Origin of the sequence: Flavobacterium soli DSM 19725 (assembly GCF_000422705.1) — a bacterium.
GTDB lineage: Bacteria > Bacteroidota > Bacteroidia > Flavobacteriales > Flavobacteriaceae > Flavobacterium > Flavobacterium soli.
In genome coordinates this window covers 68,881-89,928 of the sequence record NZ_AUGO01000002.1, presented here as the reverse complement: position 1 = coordinate 89,928, position 21,048 = coordinate 68,881, and the positions used below count along the sequence as shown (strand labels likewise).

The 21,048-nt window shown below is 35.9% G+C and carries 14 protein-coding genes and 1 tRNA gene; 11 read left to right on the top strand and 4 right to left on the bottom strand.

Going from position 1 to position 21,048, the window contains the following annotated elements:
• Window positions 1-137 precede the first annotated feature (137 nt).
• Window positions 138-857 (top strand): dipeptidase PepE, encoded by a 720-nt coding sequence (gene pepE, locus G508_RS0103440; protein WP_026704012.1) that lies wholly within the window; start codon window positions 138-140, stop codon window positions 855-857.
• A 38-nt stretch (window positions 858-895) separates the two neighbouring features.
• Here the strand turns inward: pepE and G508_RS0103435 are convergent.
• Both G508_RS0103435 and G508_RS0103430 read right to left on the bottom strand, forming a co-directional pair.
• A tRNA-Gly gene (locus G508_RS0103435) sits at window positions 896-968 on the bottom strand.
• 369 nt (window positions 969-1,337) lie between these two features.
• Entirely contained in the window at window positions 1,338-2,045 is a 708-nt protein-coding gene (locus G508_RS0103430; protein ID WP_026704011.1) for a murein L,D-transpeptidase catalytic domain family protein, read from the bottom strand.
• Between the two features lie 200 nt (window positions 2,046-2,245).
• On the opposite strand from G508_RS0103430, the gene G508_RS0103425 reads away from it, so the two are divergent.
• The 7 genes from G508_RS0103425 (at window position 2,246) to G508_RS0103390 (ending at window position 14,743) form a co-directional block, all read left to right on the top strand.
• Window positions 2,246-4,648 (top strand): DUF5916 domain-containing protein, encoded by a 2,403-nt coding sequence (locus G508_RS0103425; RefSeq protein WP_035694048.1) that lies wholly within the window; start codon window positions 2,246-2,248, stop codon window positions 4,646-4,648.
• Between the two features lie 151 nt (window positions 4,649-4,799).
• Window positions 4,800-6,320: a 2,3-bisphosphoglycerate-independent phosphoglycerate mutase gene (gene gpmI, locus G508_RS0103420; RefSeq protein ID WP_026704009.1), complete on the top strand. Its 1,521-nt coding sequence runs from the start codon at window positions 4,800-4,802 to the stop codon at window positions 6,318-6,320.
• A 170-nt stretch (window positions 6,321-6,490) separates the two neighbouring features.
• The gene (locus G508_RS0103410; protein ID WP_026704008.1) at window positions 6,491-9,556 is read left to right on the top strand and encodes a T9SS type B sorting domain-containing protein; all 3,066 of its coding nucleotides are present in this window, start codon (window positions 6,491-6,493) and stop codon (window positions 9,554-9,556) included.
• Between the two features lie 111 nt (window positions 9,557-9,667).
• Window positions 9,668-10,342, top strand: a complete 675-nt coding sequence (locus G508_RS0103405; protein ID WP_026704007.1) for a TetR/AcrR family transcriptional regulator — start codon at window positions 9,668-9,670, stop codon at window positions 10,340-10,342.
• A gap of 2 nt (window positions 10,343-10,344) precedes the next feature.
• Window positions 10,345-12,009 (top strand): peptidase domain-containing ABC transporter, encoded by a 1,665-nt coding sequence (locus tag G508_RS0103400; protein WP_026704006.1) that lies wholly within the window; start codon window positions 10,345-10,347, stop codon window positions 12,007-12,009.
• Window positions 12,010-12,014: 5 nt separating this feature from the next.
• Window positions 12,015-13,367, top strand: a complete 1,353-nt coding sequence (locus G508_RS0103395) for an HlyD family secretion protein (protein ID WP_026704005.1) — start codon at window positions 12,015-12,017, stop codon at window positions 13,365-13,367.
• Complete coding sequence (locus G508_RS0103390) at window positions 13,364-14,743, top strand: TolC family protein (protein ID WP_026704004.1); 1,380 nt, start codon at window positions 13,364-13,366, stop codon at window positions 14,741-14,743. The genes G508_RS0103395 and G508_RS0103390 overlap by 4 nt, the downstream gene beginning before the upstream one ends.
• Window positions 14,744-14,752: 9 nt before the next feature.
• On the opposite strand, the gene G508_RS0103385 is transcribed toward G508_RS0103390, so the two are convergent.
• Window positions 14,753-16,027 carry an acetyl-CoA hydrolase/transferase family protein gene (locus tag G508_RS0103385; protein WP_026704003.1) on the bottom strand — a complete coding sequence of 425 codons (1,275 nt, stop codon included), beginning with the start codon at window positions 16,025-16,027 and terminating at the stop codon, window positions 14,753-14,755.
• Between the two features lie 102 nt (window positions 16,028-16,129).
• Between G508_RS0103385 and map the strand changes: the two genes are divergently transcribed.
• The 3 genes from map (at window position 16,130) to G508_RS0103370 (ending at window position 18,184) form a co-directional block, all read left to right on the top strand.
• Window positions 16,130-16,948 (top strand): type I methionyl aminopeptidase, encoded by an 819-nt coding sequence (gene map / locus G508_RS0103380; protein WP_026704002.1) that lies wholly within the window; start codon window positions 16,130-16,132, stop codon window positions 16,946-16,948.
• 79 nt (window positions 16,949-17,027) lie between these two features.
• Window positions 17,028-17,402, top strand: coding sequence for a GxxExxY protein (locus G508_RS0103375; RefSeq protein WP_026704001.1), 375 nt, complete (start codon window positions 17,028-17,030; stop codon window positions 17,400-17,402).
• Window positions 17,403-17,419: 17 nt separating this feature from the next.
• Window positions 17,420-18,184: a class I SAM-dependent methyltransferase gene (locus tag G508_RS0103370; protein ID WP_026704000.1), complete on the top strand. Its 765-nt coding sequence runs from the start codon at window positions 17,420-17,422 to the stop codon at window positions 18,182-18,184.
• Window positions 18,185-18,234: 50 nt separating this feature from the next.
• Here the strand turns inward: G508_RS0103370 and G508_RS0103365 are convergent, their stop codons facing one another.
• Complete coding sequence (locus G508_RS0103365) at window positions 18,235-21,045, bottom strand: M16 family metallopeptidase (RefSeq protein WP_051197423.1); 2,811 nt, start codon at window positions 21,043-21,045, stop codon at window positions 18,235-18,237.
• Between the last annotated feature and the right edge of the window lie 3 nt (window positions 21,046-21,048).

Genomic DNA, 21,048 nt, shown 5'->3' with positions numbered 1-21,048 from the left:
TGTTTGCAGTAAAAGTATCCTAAACCCTTCCAAATTAATTATTAACGCACTTGTAAATTTATGTTAATTAAAAAATATATAAATTCGATTAGATACACATTTAAGATTTTTATCTTTAACCAAATTTCTGCCCAATTATGAAAAACCTTATTATTGCCAGTACTTCGACACTTCATGGAGGTGAATACTTGGAATATATTCTGCCCGAATTAAAACTTCATTTTAAAAGTTGCAACACGATTCTCTTTATCCCGTTTGCTCGACCAGGAGGCATTTCGCATGACGATTATACTAAAAAAGTGAAGTCGGCTTTCGCCAAAATCAATCTGGATGTTAAAGGATTGCACGAATTTGAAAATCCTGAACACGCCATTAACCAGGCCGAAGGCATTTTTACAGGTGGCGGAAACACCTTTCTTTTGGTTGCACAACTCTATAAATTCAAGGTTATGACAGTTTTGGCGGAAGCCTTAAAAAACGGAATTCCCTATCTTGGAACCAGTGCCGGAAGTAATATCACCGGGCTTTCGATGCAAACCACCAATGACATGCCCATTGTTTATCCTCCAAGCTTTCAAACCTTGGGAATGATTCCGTTCAATTTGAATCCGCATTATTTGGATCCTGATACGAATTCAACCCACATGGGAGAAACCCGCGAAACCAGAATTCAGGAATTTCATCAATTCAACAGCATTCCTGTTTTGGGCTTGCGAGAAGGAAGTTGGCTGGATGTAAAAGGTGAAAAGATTATTTTGAAAGGAACATTGACCGCCCGACTTTTCAAGCAAAATCAAATTCCCGAGGAAATAGCAACCGGAACTGATTTGAGTTTTTTAGGAAACCTTCAATTTTAAGCATAAAAAAAGCCTCAAATTTTCATTTGAGGCTTTTGAGCGGAAGACGAGGCTCGAACTCGCGACAACCAGCTTGGAAGGCTGGAGCTCTACCAACTGAGCTACTTCCGCTTATCAACGGTGCAAATATAAGCAATAAGTTTTTTTAGTTGCAAGCTTTTTTGAAAAAAAATTATTGGATTTACCTTTAAAAAATGACTTTGAGAGCATAATTCATTTACAATTAAAAAGTTATCGGATCAAAAAAAATAAAAATATTTTTCAAAATCATCTAATATGTATTGGTTATTGTAGCTTTTGAACATCCAATAGCTCGAAAATCATTCATGAGATGTAGCCAAAAAGCACTAAAAACAGCTTGATTTAGGCCTGTCTTGAAAAAATTGAGAATAATAAAACAAAAAACGGCACTTTCTAATTCAGAAAAAGTGCCGTTTCGTATTGGTATGAAGATCCAAAATGTCTTCGAAATCTACTTAATTATGAAACCAACCTTCCTAATCCTTTTTTGTTAGCCGAAGGGTGGTAGATATAAAGACATGATTTATCTTTAATCGTATTGATGATTTCCTTTGTCATTCCAACTGGAATTGCAGGACAACCAAGACTTCTTCCTAAACGTTTGTTTTGTTTGATAAACGATTCTGCTACATAATCTGCTCCGTGAATCACAACTGCTCTTTCTCTTGCTTTATCATTCACACCTTTTTCAAGGCCATCCAATTTTAAAGAAAGTCCGTGTTTTCCTTGATATACTTCACCTGTTGCATAAAAACCTAGACTGCTTTTATACGATTCAGGTTGGTTTGAAAATGCTTTTGCAAATTCATCACCCGTATTTCTTCCGTGAGCTACTAAAGAGTTGTACAGGATTGTATTTGTAGTCAAATCAATAATCCACATTCTTTTGGTATTTGAAGAAAGACTAAAATCAACCAATGTCAAGATATCTCTTTTGATTTTTCCTTTTTCTTTCAAGTCATAAAAACCTTCTAAAGCTTTAGTAAAGCTTTCTAATTTTGGTAATGAAAGATTGTTGGAATTTAAATTATTGTAAAGTGTTTCGGCCTTTGATGCGAAACTTATTTTTGTTGTTGAGGCTACTAATTTTGGCTCTGTAGGTTTTACTTCGTTTGAACTAAATGTCGAAAACAGAAATAATAAAATTGGGGCTATTTTATAAATCATTGAATGTGTTTAGGTTATACATTTTTTTGATGGTGGCAAATATTATAAAAATAGTTTACAAATTCTAATTGAAAGACAAACTTTAACAATGTTGTAATATTTGCTGATAATAATATAAAACGAGTGTTTTTGAAATTTATTATAATAGAAATTGTTAATCTTAGTTAAATTATTACTTTTGTTATCCCGAATTAGACCTTATGCAACCATTATTTCGAGGGATTTTAACATTCCTTTTGTTCTTTACTTCTACTATTTACAGCCAAAAAAAAGCGGTTGAAGCCAAAACTATATCTGAAAAAATAGTTATTGATGGCGAACTCGATGAGAACATTTGGAACAGTGCAAAGGTTGCCACTGATTTTGTCATGCTAGAACCCGATAATGGCGTACCCATCAGTTCGGAGAAAAAAACTGACGTCAGGATACTCTATGATAATGAGGCCATTTATGTTTCGGCTCTTTTATATGACAACCAGCCCGATTTGATTTTGCGAGAAATGACACAGCGTGACAATTTTGGAACGGCTGATCATTTTGGAATTTACATCAATGGATTTAACGATGGACAACAAGATTTTCGCTTTTTTGTAAGTGCAGCAGGAGTCCAAATGGATTGTCTTGCCACCGAAGCCGACGAAGATTACAGCTGGGACGCTATTTGGAGCAGCAGCGTGAAAATAACTGATTTTGGCTGGGTGGTCGAAATGCGAATTCCCTATGCCGCACTTCGATTTTCGAAGGAAGACAAGCAAACTTGGGGCCTCAACTTATACCGCGAAATAAAAAGAGACCGTCAAAAATATACTTGGAGTCCTATTGACATGAAAATTGGAGCTGTTTTGCCACAAGCTGGACTTTTGGAAGGAATTGAAAACATCAAGCCGCCGGTTAGATTATTTTTTATTCCCTACTCCTCTTTTTATCACGAACGAAACGAAGTCACGTCTAGCAATACTTTCAAAGCCGGAATGGACATTAAGTATGGCATCAATGATTCGTTTACTTTAGATGCCATTCTGATTCCCGATTTTGGGCAAACGGTTTATGATGACGTACAGCTAAATCTTGGTCCTTTCGAACAACAATTCAATGAAAATCGACCTTTCTTCACTGAAGGAACCGATATTTTCAACAAAGGAAATTTACTCTATTCGAGACGAATTGGCGGAAGCCCTTCCCTTTACGCTTCAAGCGAAAACAGCGATGATGAAGTTAAAAATCCTGCTTCGGTGAATTTAATTAATGCCATAAAAGTTTCGGGAAGAACTTCAAAAGGTTTGGGAATTGGCGTTTTGAATGCAGTTACCGAACGAACTTTTGCGACAATCCGAAATACCGTTTCTGGAGCTTCTCGAAATGTCGAGGTAGAGCCTTTGGCAAATTATAATGTCTTTGTTTTAGATCAACGTTTCAATCAAAATTCATCGGTTGCCTTTGTGAATACGAATGTAACCCGAAACGGAAATTATCGCGATGCGAATGTTTCGGCTTTGGTGTATGATTTGAATACAAAGAACAATAGATATAACCTTTCTGGAGACTTCAAATACAGTTACATCAATGAATATGCGGATTATGATAACCAAAATGGAATCAATACTACACTAGGTATTGGAAAAAAAGGTGGTAAATGGAGGTATAATATTGGCGGAAATTATGTTTCTGACGAATATGACGCTAATGATCTAGGTATCACTTTCATCAACAATTATCACGGTGGTTATGGAAATTTGGGATACAGAATTCTGAATCCAAGCGGAATGTTCAATACGTTTAGAATTAACACCAATTATTATTTAGAGTTTCAAAATACAACAGGACGTGCCCAACAAGCACAAATCAACATTGATATCATTTCGACAACTAAACAGAATGATTATTTCAGTTTAGCAGTTTATGTCAATCCGTTTGAAACCTATGATTTTTATGAAGCCCGAAGAAGTGGCAGATTTGTAAACATTCCGAAAAATGTTTACAGTTCGTTTTATATTTCGACCAATTATAACCGACCATTTGCCTTGGATATGAATCTTTATGCTACAGCTACAACCGAAAGAGATCGTGAGAATTTAGGCTTTACCTTCGCGCCAAGATATCGTGTTAATGACCGACTATTATTGAATTCTTCGACTGATTTTTTCAACCAATATAGCGATAAAGGCTGGGTGGCTTTTGACGGAGATGATATTGTTTTTTCTGAAAGAGATCGAAAAACCATCACCAATGAATTGGCTGTAAAATATGCCATCAATCCAACCATGACCGTTAATTTAACAGCTCGTTATTACTGGTCGTATGCCGAAAACAAACAATTCTTGACCCTTCAAGAGAACGGTGTTTTGACTCCAAATTCTACTTTTACAGAAAACAGAAACTCAGATTTTAGCACTTGGAATTTCGATTTATCCTATTCGTGGTGGTTTGCCCCAGGAAGCCAACTTTCGGTTTTATATAGAAATAATGCGTCGAATTTTAGCAATGAAATAAACAAAAGTGTTCGAAGTAATTTCAGCAGTTTATTCGAAAATAATCTCAACAATATCTTCTCGGTTAGCTTCCGCTATTTCATCGATTACAATTCGATTAAAAACGTTTTCTAGGATCAAGAGTAGCAAGTGGATTTTAATTTACAGATTTTTAATTTTTTATTAAGATTCACTACAAGGTTTTCGTAATTTGTCCCAATATCCGTTTCTGTATCAATACTTTTTAACATTGAAATCTTTTATCTTTGTTTAAAATATTTTTAAAATGAACAAAAAAGTAATCCTTATGATACTTGATGGTTGGGGAACATCTCCAGACCCAAAAGTTTCGGCCATCGATAATGCAAATACTCCTTTTATTGACAGTTTATATACAAAATATCCAAGTGCTCAACTTCGAACCGACGGCTTAAATGTTGGTCTTCCCGAAGGACAAATGGGAAATTCAGAAGTGGGTCACATGAATCTTGGAGCCGGAAGAATCATCTATCAGGATTTGGCAAAAATCAATCTTGCAGTTCAAAACAAAACCTTAAATCAGGAAAAGGTATTGGTGGATGCTTTTCAATATGCAAAAGACCATAACAAAGATGTTCATTTTCTAGGATTGGTTTCGGATGGCGGTGTTCACTCCCATATTGAGCATTTGAAAGGTTTGGTTGATGCAACTCAAACTTTTGGTTTGGAGAAAGTATTTATCCATGCTTTTACAGATGGTCGTGATGTGGATCCAAGATCGGGAACTTTCTTTTTATCAGATTTAGAAAATCATATCAAAAACACTACTGCAAAATTAGCTTCGGTTATCGGAAGGTATTATGCCATGGATCGTGATCGCCGTTGGGAACGCGTGAAATTAGCATATGATTTGATTGTAAACGGCATTGGAACACATTCTACAAATGCTATTGACAGCATTCAGGATGATTACAAAAAAGATATTACGGATGAATTTATTCAGCCAATCGTAATGGTAGATGAAAACGATCAGCCAGTTGCAAAAATAAAAGAAGGTGACGTGATTATTTTCTTCAATTTTAGAACTGATAGAGGCCGCCAACTAACGGAAGTATTGACACAATTCGATTGTCACGAACAAAACATGCACAAGTTTAATGATTTGTATTATGTGACCATGACCAATTATGACGATACTTACAAAGGGATGCATGTGATTTATGACAAAGACAATATCACAGAAACACTTGGGGAAGTATTGGAGAAAAACGGCAAAAAACAAATCCGAATAGCCGAAACAGAGAAATACCCTCACGTGACTTTTTTCTTTTCGGGTGGTCGTGAAGAGCCTTTTGTTGGCGAAAGCCGTATCTTGAAAAACTCTCCAAAAGTAGCAACTTATGATTTGCAACCCGAGATGAGTGCTTTTGATTTAACCGATGCCTTGGTTCCAGAATTAGAAAAAGAAGAAGTCGATTTTGTATGCCTGAACTTTGCAAATGGCGACATGGTGGGACATACGGGTGTTATGGAAGCTGCAATCAAGGCTTGTGAAGCAGTTGATAAATGTGCAGAAAGAGTCATCACAACCGCTTTAGAACATAATTACACGACGATTGTAATTGCAGATCACGGAAATTGCGAAACGATGATTAATCCTGACGGAAGCCCAAATACAGCTCATACCACCAATCCAGTTCCGATTATTCTAGTAGATAAAGATTTAAAAACAATTCATGATGGAGTTCTGGGGGATATTGCACCCACAATTCTAGCTTTGATGGGTGTTGAAAAACCTGAGGCAATGAATAGATATTCACTGTTGTAATTTAATAATGTAAAAAAAAACATAACCAATATCTGCTGATTTTACAGCCTGATATTGGTTATTTTTGTAACAAGTTAAGGTTGACATCAAAATAAATACAACAATTTAAAAATTTCTTAGTTTCTTTGCGAATACAATACCCACACACTTAAAAAACAAATTACCCCAGAATGAAAATATTTCAAAAAGTCTTATTACTCGTTTTATTAATTTCTATTGAGCTGGGATATGCTCAAGGTGGTGCTTCGTCATGCAGCGAACTTCAAGCAAATTTTGAACAATATCAATCTTGTGCAACCAGCATCCCTTTTACAAATTCAACCAATAACATAAGTGGAGAGAACTTTGTCACATCCTGTATCGGTGGGGCGTTTCAAGGACCTACATGGTTTTTTATGAAAATACAAACCTCTGGGAATATTTTCTTGCAAATCGCACAGCAAAACAATGCTGGAGCCGGAACAGATGTTGATTTTGTTCTTTGGGGACCTTTCAATAATTTAAACAATATTTGTAACCAGTTAGGTCCTGCAAAAGAGGTTGATTGCAGTTATGAACCTGACAGTATTGAGAGCGTTCAGTTGCTTAATGCAGTTGCTGGCGAATTTTATATTTTACTAGTAGATAATTATTCTAACACACCTGGGCAAATCACCATATCCCAAACCGGCGGTAATGGAAGCTCGGATTGTAGTTTTCTTTCATCGGTTGAAATTAAAGACACCACAGGAAACGAAATAGTACAAGCCAACTATTGCAAACCCGAAACAAAAGACCTCGTTGCGACAATAGATGTTAATGATTTTCCTGGCAATGTAGCTGATTTAAGATTCAATTACAAATGGTACCGGGATGGTATTTTATTGACCGAAATATTAGATTCAACTTCAAATACTAATACTTTTACAGCCACAGTTACTGGTCTATATAAAGTTGAAACAACTGCTTATGATTTTACAGATCCATCTGTTGATCCAGGTGATTTAGTAATTAGTTCAGATGAAATACAGTTGAATTTTTATGACAAACCTGTCTTGAATGCTGGTCCTCATGCTTTGCAACAATGTGATTTTATAGCACCAAATAATGATGGAATCGCTTCCCAAAACCTAACTGAATTAGCTGCTGTTATCACAAACAATGACAGCACAATCAGCTTGAGCTATTTTACAGATGCTGGACTAACACAGCAAATTACCACTCCTCAAAACTTTACAAATACAACTGCCTTCAACCAAACCATTTATGTTACGGGAAGATTTGGAAACGAACCTTTTGTTTGTGATTCGAATGCCGTAGAAATTCAGCTGACTGTAAATCCTACAAGCGTTTCTACCTATCCTGATATGGCTCCAGCTTGTCCAGTATTGAATACGAATGCTACTACTTTTGATTTTGATGCTCAAAGGATTTTAATAAAAAATACTTTTTTCCCAACGACAACCGTAGATATTCGCTTTTATGCAACTCCTAACGAGGCTTCGGTAGAAGAAAATGAACTCTCAAATACATCAAGCTTTACTGCTGGAGTTTATACGATTTACACAAGAGTTGAAACTGGAAATGATTGTGAAGGGATTGGAACTTTTGAAATAGAAGTCTATGAAACTCCTAATCTAAATGCAGTCGATCCGATAAATATCTGCGAAAGCGAAACCCTAATTTTAGCGGATAAAGATGCTGACATTTTAGCTTCACAGAATCCTAATGTTGTCACCCGTTATTTTAGTTCTTTTGAAAATGCAGAAGACAACACTAATGTTATCAACAAAAATGCACCTTTCAACCTTGTCGTAGGTACAACCACTATTTTCGTTCGCTTGATCAATACTGACAATCAATGTTTCTCGATTGTAGATTTTCCTTTAAATGTTTTTCCATCTCCTGTAATTGTAAATCCAACACCACTTTCTAGCTGTGGAGACAATAACGCAACGGTTTTTGATTTGAATTCTAAAATTGCAGAAATAACAGGTGGCAATCCAAATTATGTGGTCCGTTTTTATGAAACTCAAGCCGATTTGAATGCTGGAAATGCAATTCCAAATCCTGAAGCTTATGATTCATTTTCCAAAACACTTTTTGTTCAAGTTGAAGATCCTACTGGAAATGGGTGTACTTCCGAAACAACTTTGTCCTTAAATGTTTTGCAAGTACCAGGAATTGATACGGTTCCGCAACTACTTGAAGAATGTGACGCAACAGGTTTTCATGTTTTTGATATTACTGAAAGAGAACCTATCATGAGAGGAACTACACCTGTAAATGAAACGGAGTTTAAGTATTATATCAATTTAAGTGATGCTCAAGCCAATAACAACAACACTATAAACACACCAGAAGCTTTTACAAACACTGTAATTGATTATCAAAAAATATACATTCGATTAAACAGCACCGTAAATTTCGATAGTGAAACTGGAATTCCTTGCCATCGAATTTATGAACAAGAAATTTTTGTTCGTCCTTATCCAGAAGATTTATTAAAAGATACTTCCTATAAGATTTGTATCGATATTGATGGAAACGTTGTAAATGAAGCCTTGGTGGATGCCGGATTACCTGATTCCGAATATGATTTTGATTGGTATAATGGCTTTGATGCTTTAGATGGAAATCGAATTTCAAATGGAAACGGAAGGATTTTCACAACACCAGAAGCTGGTGAATATTCTGTAGAAATTACCAATATAACAAACGGTGCCCTTTGTTCTACTATCGTAAATTTTACCGTAGAAAACACCTTGATACCGTTTTCTATCGTAGGCGAACCATCGGAATTGGTAGGCTTTGGGATTGACAACACCATCACAGCCATTGCAACTCCTGCCTCACCCGATTTTGAATATATGTTGAACAATGAAGGTTGGCAACAAGACAATGTTTTCTATAATGTACTTCAAGGAATTCACACTTTGACAGTTCGAAATAAATTTAGCTGTGGAGAAATTAGCACGTTTGTGGTCATAACAGATTATCCAAAATTCTTTACTCCAAATGGAGATGGTTTCAATGATTATTGGAATATTGGAGGAAGAATTGGAGTAGATACCTTGAAAGTATATGTTTTTGATCGTTCAGGAAAGTTAATCATCGATTTAACCAATAATGAAAGTGGATGGGACGGAACTCTGGAAGGACGACCACTTCCTTCTGATGATTATTGGTTTAAAGTGATTTATGCTAAAAACGGAATTACCGGAGAATATTTGAACCATTTCACACTAAAAAGATAAATCAATCCCTCAAAAAAAAAGCTGTTCATCCGAACGGCTTTTTTTATAAATAAAAGTTAAATTCTCAATATTAAAAGTATTACTATTATATTTGCATTAAATATTTTTTTTATGAAAAATTTGCTTTCAACTATTAAGATTCAGGTGAATAATAAGATATACGTCAAAGATCCAGAAACATCGGAACTTGGCAAAAGAATTATTCAAAACAGCATTCTATTGATTGATGAAATAGGTTTTGATAATTTCACGTTTCGAAAATTAGGCGATCTAATTGGTTCAAATGAAAGCTCCATCTACCGATATTTTGAAAACAAACATAAGCTTTTGGTTTACCTCTCCTCTTGGTATTGGAGTTGGATTGAATACCGATTAGTATTTGCAACAAGCAACATCGATGATCCCAAGGAAAAGCTGTTCAAAGCAATTACAATTGTGACCGAAAACATTGAAGATGATTTAAATACCGAGCATATCAACGAGTCGATCCTGAACCGAATTATCATTACAGAATTCACGAAAACGCTTCATACCAAAGAAGTAGATATTGAGAATAAAGAAGGCTTTTTCCTGATTTATAAACGAGTAATCAATAGAATTATAGCAATTGTAGAAGAGGTCAATCCGGAATATCCTTTTGCAAAGACCTTGATTTCAACTATAGTTGAAGGAGCTTTGCATCAGCACTTCTTGAAAAACCATCTCAAGACTATTACGAATTGTAATGAGAATATTGCCCCATCGGAGATTTATATTGATATGATCGAACGCATTTTAAAAAATTAAAAATGAAACAAACGCCATTACAACGCTATTTCAATCTTCTAAAATTAGACAAAAAAGATGTCTATCAGATTTTTTTCTATGCCATTTTTGCTGGATTAGTGAGCTTGTCTTTGCCTTTGGGAATTCAAGCCATCATCAATTTCATTCAAAGTGGCCGTGTTAGTGCCTCTTGGATTTTGCTTGTATTCCTTGTAATTTCGGGAGTTGCATTGGTTGGAATTTTGTCATTGATGCAATTGAGAATTACCGAAAATCTTCAGCAAAAAATATTTGTACGTTCCTCTTTTGAGTTTGGCTATCGTCTTCCGAAGCTAAAATCAGAATCGATCTACAATCAATATCCGCCAGAATTAGCCAATCGCTTTTTTGACACTTTAACCCTTCAAAAAGGAACTTCAAAATTACTAATTGATTTTTCATCGGCCTTGCTGCAAATCATTTTTGGTATTATTTTGCTTTCGCTTTATCATCCGTATTTTATTTTATTTGGAATTTTGCTATTGATTTTGTTGTATTCTATTTTTAAATTTTCGTTTGATAGAGGTTTAAGCGAAAGCTTGAAAGAATCAAAATACAAGTATAAAGTTGCTAGTTGGCTTCAGGAAATTGCCCGAAACAGTTTCAGCTTCAAGAAAAAAGAAAATTTTGATTTTGGAATGGAAAAAAATGACAAGCTGGTTGCGGAATATCTTTTTCATCGAGAAAAGCATTTTAATGTTGTCAAAAGACAATTTACACAACTCATCATTTTTAAAATCGTTATTACAACGGGTTTATTACTAATTGGAGGATTTTTGGTAATCAATAATCAAATGAACATCGGGCAATTTGTGGCTTCGGAAATTATTATTTTATTGGTAATCAATTCTGTAGAAAAAATAATCATCGGACTCGAAACCCTTTATGACGTTTTAACATCAGTTGAAAAAATCGGACAAGTTGTAGATTTGGAAATTGAACCTGATGCTACTCAAGAAGTTCAAAGTTGCTATACCAGTATTTTTATCGAATGTGAAGCGATTCAGTTTAAATTTCCAGATTCAGGCAGTTCAGTCCTCAAAGATATTTCAATAAAGATTGAACAAGGTGAGAAAATTTATCTTGATGGCGAAAATGGTTCTGGAAAAAGCACACTGACTAGAATTTTAGCGGGACTGTTACAACCCACTTCGGGAAGATTTTTTATCAATGATGATATCTATCGGAAAATAGACCTTGCCAATTACCGCTCACAAATTGGAACTATCCTGCAAAATGAAACACCTTTTGAAGGTTCTATTTTAGAAAACATTACACTTAACAATCCTAATATTTCCTACGAAGATATCAAATGGGCAATAGAAAACGTGCAACTTGCTTCATACATACAAAAATTACCAAACGGACTTGAAACAAGAATTTATCCCGAAGGCAAACAATTATCTTCTTCCAATGCACAAAAAATTCTTTTGGCACGAAGCATTATTCACAAACCAAAAATTCTTTTTTTCGAAGATCCACTGGACAAAACAGATGAAGAAGCTGCACGAAAAATAATCGATTTTTTAACGGATAGCAAAAATAAGTGGACCCTTATTGTTTCGGCAAAAGACGATTATTGGAAAGCAAAATGTGATCGAAATATCACACTTCATAAAGGAAAAATTGTTGCAGACATTAAAAGATAAAAAGCATGCTAAATATATCAGAAAATAAAGTCAACATCAAGAATATCGAGCAGTTCCAAACCATCAAGGATTTAGCAAATCGACCACATTATAAGATCCTGAACCGCATTATAATTGGGGTTTCAATCTTTGCTGTATTGGTGTTGTTTCTTCCATGGACACAAAATATTTCAGGAAGTGGAGCCGTAACCACCTTGAAACCCGATCAACGACCACAAACGATTCATAGTGTTATTGGCGGAAGAATCGAAAAATGGTATGTTCAGGAAGGCGATTTTGTAAAAAAGGGAGATACTATTTTATTTATTTCGGAAACCAAAGAAGAATATTTTGACCCAAACTTGATTAAAAACACCGAAAATCAAGTAAAATCAAAGAAAATGGCGATGGATTCCTATGAGGGGAAAGTCAGTTCGCTTTCCGATCAAATTAAAGCGATTGAAACAGAACGTAAATTGAAATTGGAACAATCCCGAAATAAAATCCGCCAGGCACAACTCAAGATAAAAAGTGACAGTATGGATCTTGAAGCTGTTAAAACACAAATAAAAATTGCCAACACACAATATAACCGTTCGTTTCAACTCAACAAAGAAGGCTTAAAACCAATGACGGATGTGGAAGAAAAACGATTGAAACTTCAAGAAGTGGAAGCCAAAATCATTACGCAAGAAAATAAATTATTGGCCAGCAGAAACGAACTTATCAATGCAAAAGTAGAAATCAACCGTATCACGGCTGAATATTCTGAGAAGATTTCCAAAACCCAAAGCGACCAGTTTACAGCCTTGAGTAGCCAATATGACACAGAGGCACAAGTGACCAAACTGGAAAATCAATTTGTGAATTACAGCATCAGAAATGGGATGTATTATATCAAAGCGCCTCAAGATGGTTATGTCAACAGAGCTTTGCAATCTGGTATTGGTGAAACGATTAAAGAAGGTATTCCGATTGTTAGCATCATGCCTTCGAACTATGAAATTGCCGTGGAAACATTCGTAAATCCTATCGATTTGCCACTTATCCATAAAGGCGAGAAAGTTCGAGTTTGGTTTGATGGATGGCCAACAATTGTCTTTTCCGGTTGGCCCAATATGTCCTACGGAACTTTCGGTGGGAGAATTGTCGCCATAGAAAATTTTATTAGCGTGAACGGAAAATACCGCGTTTTGATCGCTCCAGATAGTGAGGAACAGGCATGGCCAAAACAACTCAGCATTGGAGCTGGTGCTCAAACAATCGCGCTATTAGATAATGTTCCCGTTTGGTTTGAAATATGGCGAAGTATTAATGGCTTTCCGCCAAATTATTACCAACCTGTTGCAAATGCAGAAAAAACAGCCAATAAAAAATGAGAACAATACTCTTACTATTTATCACATTTGCATCTTTTGCCCAGCAAAACCCAAATGAACTCACCTATAATGAGTTTCTGGGTTATGTGAAAAAGTTTCATCCTGCCGTAAAGCAATCCAATCTCACGCTTTCCGAAGCACAAGCCAATTTGATGATGGCTAGAGGTGGTTTTGACCCGAAGATTGAAGTCGATTTCAACGAAAAGCAATTTAAAAGCACCGAATATTATTCGATTCTAAACAGCAGTTTCAAGATACCAACTTGGTACGGAATCGAAATCAAGGCAGGTTTTGACAATAGTGAAGGAGTTTATGTAAATCCGCAAAATACAACTCCAAACAATGGATTGACTTCTTTGGGAATAACCGTTCCCGTAGGTCAAGGCTTATTCATCAATCAACGAATGGCCGATTTGAGAAAAGCAAAAATACAAGTACAATTGAGCCAAGCCGAACGAAAACTCGAAGCCATTGAAGTGTTATATGAAGCTTCGGTTGCCTATTTTAATTGGAAAAGAAGTTATGACGAACGAATGTTATATGAAACCTATTATGAAAATGCAGAAGTTCGTTATCAAGGAGTTGTAAAACTTATTGAACAAGGCGATCAATCTGCAATTGACAGTATCGAAGCTGGAATTACGGTTAAAACCAGACTTTTAAATTTAGAAGATGCCAAACTGAAATTGGTAAAATCCAGACTCGAACTTTCTAATTTTCTTTGGCTTGACAATAATATCCCGCTCGAATTATCCGAAGAAATGATTCCCGAAGTTAATCTGGATGCAACGGTTGAAGCTACACTTCGAACCAATGACTTGTTGCAAACTGAAAGTCCTGTTGCCAATCATCCAAAATTAAATGCCTTGCAAAGCAAAATAGAATTATTGGATGTAGAACGAAGATTTAAAGCGAACTTCCTTTTGCCAAAAATTGATCTTGGCTATCATTATCTTTCGAAACCACGCTATTTTGACAATTATCAATTTGAAGATTATAAATTTGGTGTCAACTTTAGCTTTCCAATTTTCTTGCGAAAAGAACGTGGAAGCCTTCAACTTACAAAATTAAAATTACAAGATGCCCGACTCGATTTGGAACTCGAAAAATTGCAACTCAACAATAAAATAGAAGCCCAAAAAGCCGAAATCAGTAACTTGGCAATTCAAAAAAATATTCTGGACGGCCTTGTTCAGGATTACAGCACCATGCTTTCGGCCGAAGAACGAATGTTTCTCTTAGGCGAAAGCTCATTGTTCTTGATCAATTCGAGAGAGAACAATTTGGTTACGAGCCAACTTTCCAGAATCAATTTGGAAAACCGCTATTTTCTATCTAATGCAACGCTTTTCAGGATAATGGCAAATCCAGATTAATTGGAAAAATTATAGCTTGTGTAACAAATCAAAATATCCTTTTTCAATATTTTCCTGATGCATCGGATGGGCAATTTTCACCATTTCTAGCATTCGTTGCTTCAAGGTTTTTCCATATAAATCTGCAATTCCATTTTCGGTAATGATGTATTGAACGTGAGAACGCGTTGTCACCACTCCAGCCCCTTGACGTAAAAATGGTACAATCCTGCTTTCGCCTTTTTTGGTTACAGAAGGCAATGCAATAATAGCCTTTCCTCCAGTACTCAAGGATGCTCCTCGAATGAAATCCATTTGTCCGCCAACACCCGAATACATTTTGGCACCAATAGAATCTGCACAAACCTGACCTGTAATATCAACTTCAATAGCCGAATTTATCGCCACCATTTTCGGATTTCTGCGAATGACAGAAGTGTCGTTTACAAACGAAGATTCACGCATTTCTACAAAAGGGTTGTCGTTCACAAAATCATACAAACGCTGTGAACCAATTAAAAAAGTAGCCAAAGCTCTACCTCGTGCAACACCTTTAAAATTGCAGTTAATAACGTCATTCTCAATCAAGTCTACCACTCCATCGGAAAACATTTCTGTATGCAAGCCTAGATTTTTATGATGAATCAATTTGGTTAAAGCCGCATTCGGGATAGAACCAATTCCCATCTGCAAGGTACTTTCATCTTCAATTAACGATGCAACATAGGTTCCAATTCTATCTTCTTCTGGAGAAATCAACGCCATTTCGTGACTGTGAATGGGAACATCCACTTCTACCAAATAATTGATTTCGGAAACGTGAATCACCCCATCTCCAAAAGTTCGTGGCATTCTTGGATTGACTTGTGCAATCACATATTCTGCATTTTCAATAGCTGCCAAAGTTGCTTCAACCGAAACACCTAACGAACAATAACCATGACGATCAGGAAGCGAAACATGGATCAAAACTACATTTAATTTCAGGACCTTTTTTCGGAACAAATGTGGCAATTCACTCAAAAAAACGGGTGTGTAAGAGCCATTTCCTGCTTGAAGTGTATGGCGAACATTTTTACCAATAAAAAAAGAATTGATATGAAAACTCTCCGATAATTCGGGATTTGCATAAGGAGCTTCGCCTTCAGTATGCAAATGACAAATCTCTACATCTCTTAATTCTGGTGCTCTTTCAGACAAAGCTTTTGTTAATATTGTTGGCGTTGCAGCTGCAGCCTGAACATAGACTAGATCACCCGATTTTACGATTTTGACCGCCTCTTCGGCAGTAACATATTTACTCATACCTTGAATTTTTAGCAAAATTATTTCTGAATTTATAGATAAAAAATGACAAATCTCATATTCCAAATAAATACTTACTTTTGCAGTCACAAATTTTTAGATATGATTATCCCAAAAACGAGAGAAGAAATAGAATTGATGCGCGAAAGTGCCTTATTGGTTTCTAAAACATTAGGCATGATTGCTGCGGAAATCAAACCCGGAGTTACAACTTTGCAACTTGATAAAATGGCCGAAGCTTTTATCCGCGATCATAATGCCGTTCCTGGTTTCTTGGGATTATACGGTTGTCCTTCTACACTTTTAACGAGTGTAAACGAACAAGTGGTGCACGGTTTGCCAACAACCCGTCCGATTGAGGAAGGTGATATTGTTTCGGTTGATTGTGGTGCTTTGAAAAATGATTTTTATGGCGATCACGCTTATACTTTTGAGATTGGCGATGTGAATCCTGAAACTAAAAAGCTGTTACAGATTACAAAAGAATCTTTATACGTTGGAATCCGTCAATTCAGAGCTGGAAACCGTGTGGAAGATATTGGAAATGCGATTCAAACCTATACAGAAGCTCAAGGCTATGGTGTGGTTCGTGAGTTGGTCGGACACGGTTTAGGCAGAAAAATGCACGAAGATCCAGAAGTTCCAAATTATGGGAAACGTGGTAGAGGAAAAATGTTTGTAGAAGGAATGGTAATTGCCATCGAACCGATGATCAACATGGGAACCCGTAATATCAAGACCTTAAAAGACGGTTGGACAATTGTAACGGCTGATAAAAAACCAAGTGCTCATTTCGAACACGATGTAGCTTTGATAGATGGAAAACCAGAATTGCTTTCTACTTTTTCGTATATCTATCAAGCGTTGGGAATCACTTCTAATGAAGAAGATGAGTTTAGAAAACTGCCGATTATTTTATAACACAGATTTCACAAATTTTCACAGATTTACTTTAACTTGAAAAAGTAAAAATGACATTCTAAATCTAAAAGCCAAACAAATGGAAGAATTTTATTTAAAAGAGGAAACGTATAAAATAATTGGTTTGTGTATGGAAGTACACAAAATACTAGGAAAAGGTCATAGCGAAAACATTTATGCTGATGCTTTGGAATACGAATTCAAATGTAATTCTATTCCTTATGAAAGAGAAAAAAAATACAACATTGAATACAAAGACATTATTCTTCCGAGATATTATTTCTCCGATTTTACTGTTTTTGGCACAATAATTTTAGAGCTGAAGGCTATTGAAAAGTTATCCAATAGCGAAATTAAACAAACATTAAATTATCTAGCTGCTTCAAAAAACAAAATTGGATTGCTAATCAATTTTGGAGAAGACAGTTTAAACTACAAAAGAGTTATTCTTTAATTAATCTGTGAGAATCTGTGAAATCTGTGTTTAAATTTATACTCAATACAATCCCCCGTCCATTCCTCATCCGTTTGAGTTATGTAATCCGTCCTGTTTTGGCTTTTGCCTTAAAAGGAAATAAATTTACTGACCCAATCGATGGAAGAAGCTTCAAGAGTTTTTTGCCTTATGGATATGGAACCCAACGAAACAATGTGCTTTCGCCAAGTACGCTTTCACTCGAAAGACACCGCCTGTTGTGGCTGTATTTGAAAAATGAAACTGATTTTTTTACGGCTCCAAAGAAAGTATTGCATTTTGCACCCGAACAGGCCTTTTATAAGTTGTTCCGAAATCAGAAAAATCTAGAGTATACTACAACCGATTTGTTTTCGCCATTGGCTGATGTAAAAGCGGATATCTGCGATTTGCCGTTTCAAGATAACTCGTATGACATTATCCTTTGCAATCATGTTTTGGAACATATTCCAGACGATACCAAAGCGATGCAGGAATTATACCGCGTTCTAAAACCTGGCGGAATGGGGATTTTTCAGATTCCGCAGGATTTGAATAGAGCCACAACTTTTTCTGATGACACGATTACCGATCAAAAAGAAAGAGCCAAAATCTTCGGGCAATATGACCACGTTCGTATTTATGGAAGGGATTATTTTGACAAGTTGAGAAGTATCGGTTTTACCGTAATTGAGGAAGATTATACTAAGAAAATCATGCCTGAATTGGTTGAAAAATATTGTTTGGCTAAGGGAGAAATTATTCCGGTTTGCTACAAATAAAAAAAATCCCAAACTCACGTTTGGGATTTTTCATTTACTGCTAAAATCAATTAGCTTTTTTCTGGCATCAAAATACCTACAACTTTATCTTTCGTGAGGTATTTTTTGGCTACAGCCTGAATATCTTTTGCCGTAATAGCATTCACTTTTTCTTCAAATTTCAGAATATCTTCTGCACTCGTTCCATTTGTGTAGGCTTTACTAAAGTTACTCAACCAAGTTCTATTTTCTTTGATGTCTTTCTTATAATCAAGTAATTCTGCTTCTTTAAATTTCACAACATCGCCTTCTACAGGACCGTTATCGATAATTTTTTGAAGTTCTCTCAAGGCTGAAGCCGTAAGTTTTTCAGCATTTTCTGGTCCACACGGAAAACCGATATTGAAGCTATAGGATCCGTTTGGAATTTTATTCATACTTCCTCTGGCACTAACACCATAAACTCCGCTTTCGTTCTCTCTCAATTCCTCAATCAATTTGATGGTCAACACTTCGCCTAGAGCTTGCATTGCCAAAGCTTCTTTTGCAGAATATTCAGCATCGCCATAAAACATGATGGTTACAGAACTTTTTGGATCTGTTCCTTTATTTACGATTTTTTTATGTTCGCCTTTTAGCATTCGGTACCCCAAATCAACTGCTTTTTCTTTTTTATCATTTGCTGGTAAAGAAGCCAAATATTTAGCCGAAAATTCCTCGATCGCTTTGTCATCTACATTTCCTACGAAGAAAAATTCAAAATCTCCAGCATTAGCAAAACGCTCTTTGTATTTGTTGTAGGCCAGTTCATAATCGGTAGTTTCCCAAGCTTTATCATCCGGGAACATTCCGAAAAATCTAGGATTATCTTTCATCAAAAATCCATAAAACTCCATTTGAAAGAAAACGTTTGGCTGTGAAGATAAGTTCTTGAAAAAAGCCGATTGCTTTTGTTTGTAACCTTCAAAAGCTTCTTTGTCTAAGTTCAAATCTGTAAAATAAGCATGAACGGTTTGGAACAAATATTCCAAATCTTTTGGCGTTGCATTTCCTCTAAAACCTTCGGTAGTATTACCAATATACGGACTTGCAGAGGCAATTTTTCCTGCCATAAATTTGTTGATGTCATTCAATTTCAAACCTGAAAAACCTGCTTCGGTCAAAGCTCCATTTGCAAATTGCGTTTTCTTGGCCTCTTCATTCGAGTATAAATTTGTTCCTCCAAAACTGATTCCTTCCATCAAAATTTCGTCATTCTTGAAATCAGTCTTTTTGTAGGTCACCTTCACACCATTTGATAAGGTCAAGGTTGTAGCTCCAATATTTGCATTGAATTCTTTTTTCACCACCTTTCCCGGCTGTACTTCCTTTCGCAACAAGCTTGAAGCTAAAGCTGTTTCTTCATACGGTTTTACATCATCAGAATTTACTTTTAAAGTATTCAAAACCTCTTGTTCTGTCACTTTTTTTAATCCGTCTTTTTCTGGACCTGTAATGATTACAACACGATTGTCATCTTTCACGTATTCTTTTACAAAACCGGCAACATCTTTCAATTCTATTTTTGGAAGCATTTGTTTCACAGCTTCAAATTCCCAAGCAATTCCTGGAGCTGGTGTTCCTTCTAGAAAATGAGATTGATATTCTCCAACAAACATTTCTGAATTTGATTTGTCTCTGTCGTTATAGGCTTTTTCATATTGAGCCAAATAATCCGACTTTGCACGATCTAATTCGCTTTGCGTAAAACCATATTTTTTAGCTCTTTCATTTTCAGTAACCAAAACTTTCAAGGCATCTAGTTGCTTGTCTTCTTGTGTCATGGCAAACGATTGATAGGCTTCTTTGGTTCTGGCCCAAGTTCCACCATGATAAGAATATCCAAATGTGAATGGAGGTGTTGGCGAATTGGTCAATTCATCCAGCCTGTTGTTCAACATTGTAGTAAAAATTCCTTCTACTAAATCAGCTCTATAATCTGCAACCGTAACCGTTTTTTTAGGCTCGTTATAATCTTTATAAATCAATTGCACTTGAGTTCCCGAAGCTTCTTTGTCGCTTTCAACCGCTACAAAAGTTTCCTTATGATTGGGAACATCGTATACTTTTCGAGGTTTTTCATTCTTAGGGTTTTGATATTTTCCAAAATGATCATTGATTTTTTTCTCCATTTCGGCAACATCAATATCCCCAACCACAATCACACTCATCAAGTTTGGACGGTACCAATCTTTATAGAAAGAAGTTAATTTATCGTATTTGAAATTCTCTAAAATTTCTTTTTTCCCGATAGGCAAACGATCTGCATAATGTGATTTGTACATCATTTTTGGCATGTAACGGCCCATCATTCTTTTGCTTGCTCCAAGTCCGAGGCGGTATTCTTCTAGAACCACACCTCTTTCTTTATCGACTTCTTCTGGCGTTAGAACGGCATTAAAAGCCCAATCTTCGATAATATTGAAACCATTTTCTAATTTTTCTGGATCATCAGAAGGAATCGGAAGAAAATAAACCGTTTCGTCAAAACTGGTATAGGCATTCAAATGCTGACCAAATTTCACCCCGATACTTTGCAAATAATCAACCAATTTGTTTTTAGGAAAACGCTTGGTTCCATTGAAACACATGTGTTCCATAAAGTGAGCCAAACCTTGCTGTTCATCAGTCTCTAAAATAGAACCTGCATTAATTACCAATCTCAAATCTACCTTATTTTCGGGCTTGGCATTTTTCTTGATGTAGTAGGTCAACCCATTTTTCAGTTTTCCGGTTTTGACACTTGGATCAAAAGGAATCGGACTGTCGGCTTTTAAATCTTGTGCTACGATTGTTAGTGGCAAAGCCAATAAAAAAAAGAGCGTTCTTTTAATTTGTTTCATAAA

Coding starts and splice junctions, on each gene's coding strand:
- G508_RS0103390 (WP_026704004.1), top strand. CDS start 13,364: ATGAGAACAATACTCTTACTATTTATCACATTTGCATCTTTTGCCCAG.
- G508_RS0103405 (WP_026704007.1), top strand. CDS start 9,668: ATGAAAAATTTGCTTTCAACTATTAAGATTCAGGTGAATAATAAGATA.
- G508_RS0103425 (WP_035694048.1), top strand. CDS start 2,246: ATGCAACCATTATTTCGAGGGATTTTAACATTCCTTTTGTTCTTTACT.
- gpmI (WP_026704009.1), top strand. CDS start 4,800: ATGAACAAAAAAGTAATCCTTATGATACTTGATGGTTGGGGAACATCT.
- G508_RS0103400 (WP_026704006.1), top strand. CDS start 10,345: ATGAAACAAACGCCATTACAACGCTATTTCAATCTTCTAAAATTAGAC.
- G508_RS0103365 (WP_051197423.1), bottom strand. CDS start 21,045: ATGAAACAAATTAAAAGAACGCTCTTTTTTTTATTGGCTTTGCCACTA.
- pepE (WP_026704012.1), top strand. CDS start 138: ATGAAAAACCTTATTATTGCCAGTACTTCGACACTTCATGGAGGTGAA.
- map (WP_026704002.1), top strand. CDS start 16,130: ATGATTATCCCAAAAACGAGAGAAGAAATAGAATTGATGCGCGAAAGT.
- G508_RS0103385 (WP_026704003.1), bottom strand. CDS start 16,027: ATGAGTAAATATGTTACTGCCGAAGAGGCGGTCAAAATCGTAAAATCG.
- G508_RS0103375 (WP_026704001.1), top strand. CDS start 17,028: ATGGAAGAATTTTATTTAAAAGAGGAAACGTATAAAATAATTGGTTTG.
- G508_RS0103430 (WP_026704011.1), bottom strand. CDS start 2,045: ATGATTTATAAAATAGCCCCAATTTTATTATTTCTGTTTTCGACATTT.
- G508_RS0103395 (WP_026704005.1), top strand. CDS start 12,015: ATGCTAAATATATCAGAAAATAAAGTCAACATCAAGAATATCGAGCAG.
- G508_RS0103410 (WP_026704008.1), top strand. CDS start 6,491: ATGAAAATATTTCAAAAAGTCTTATTACTCGTTTTATTAATTTCTATT.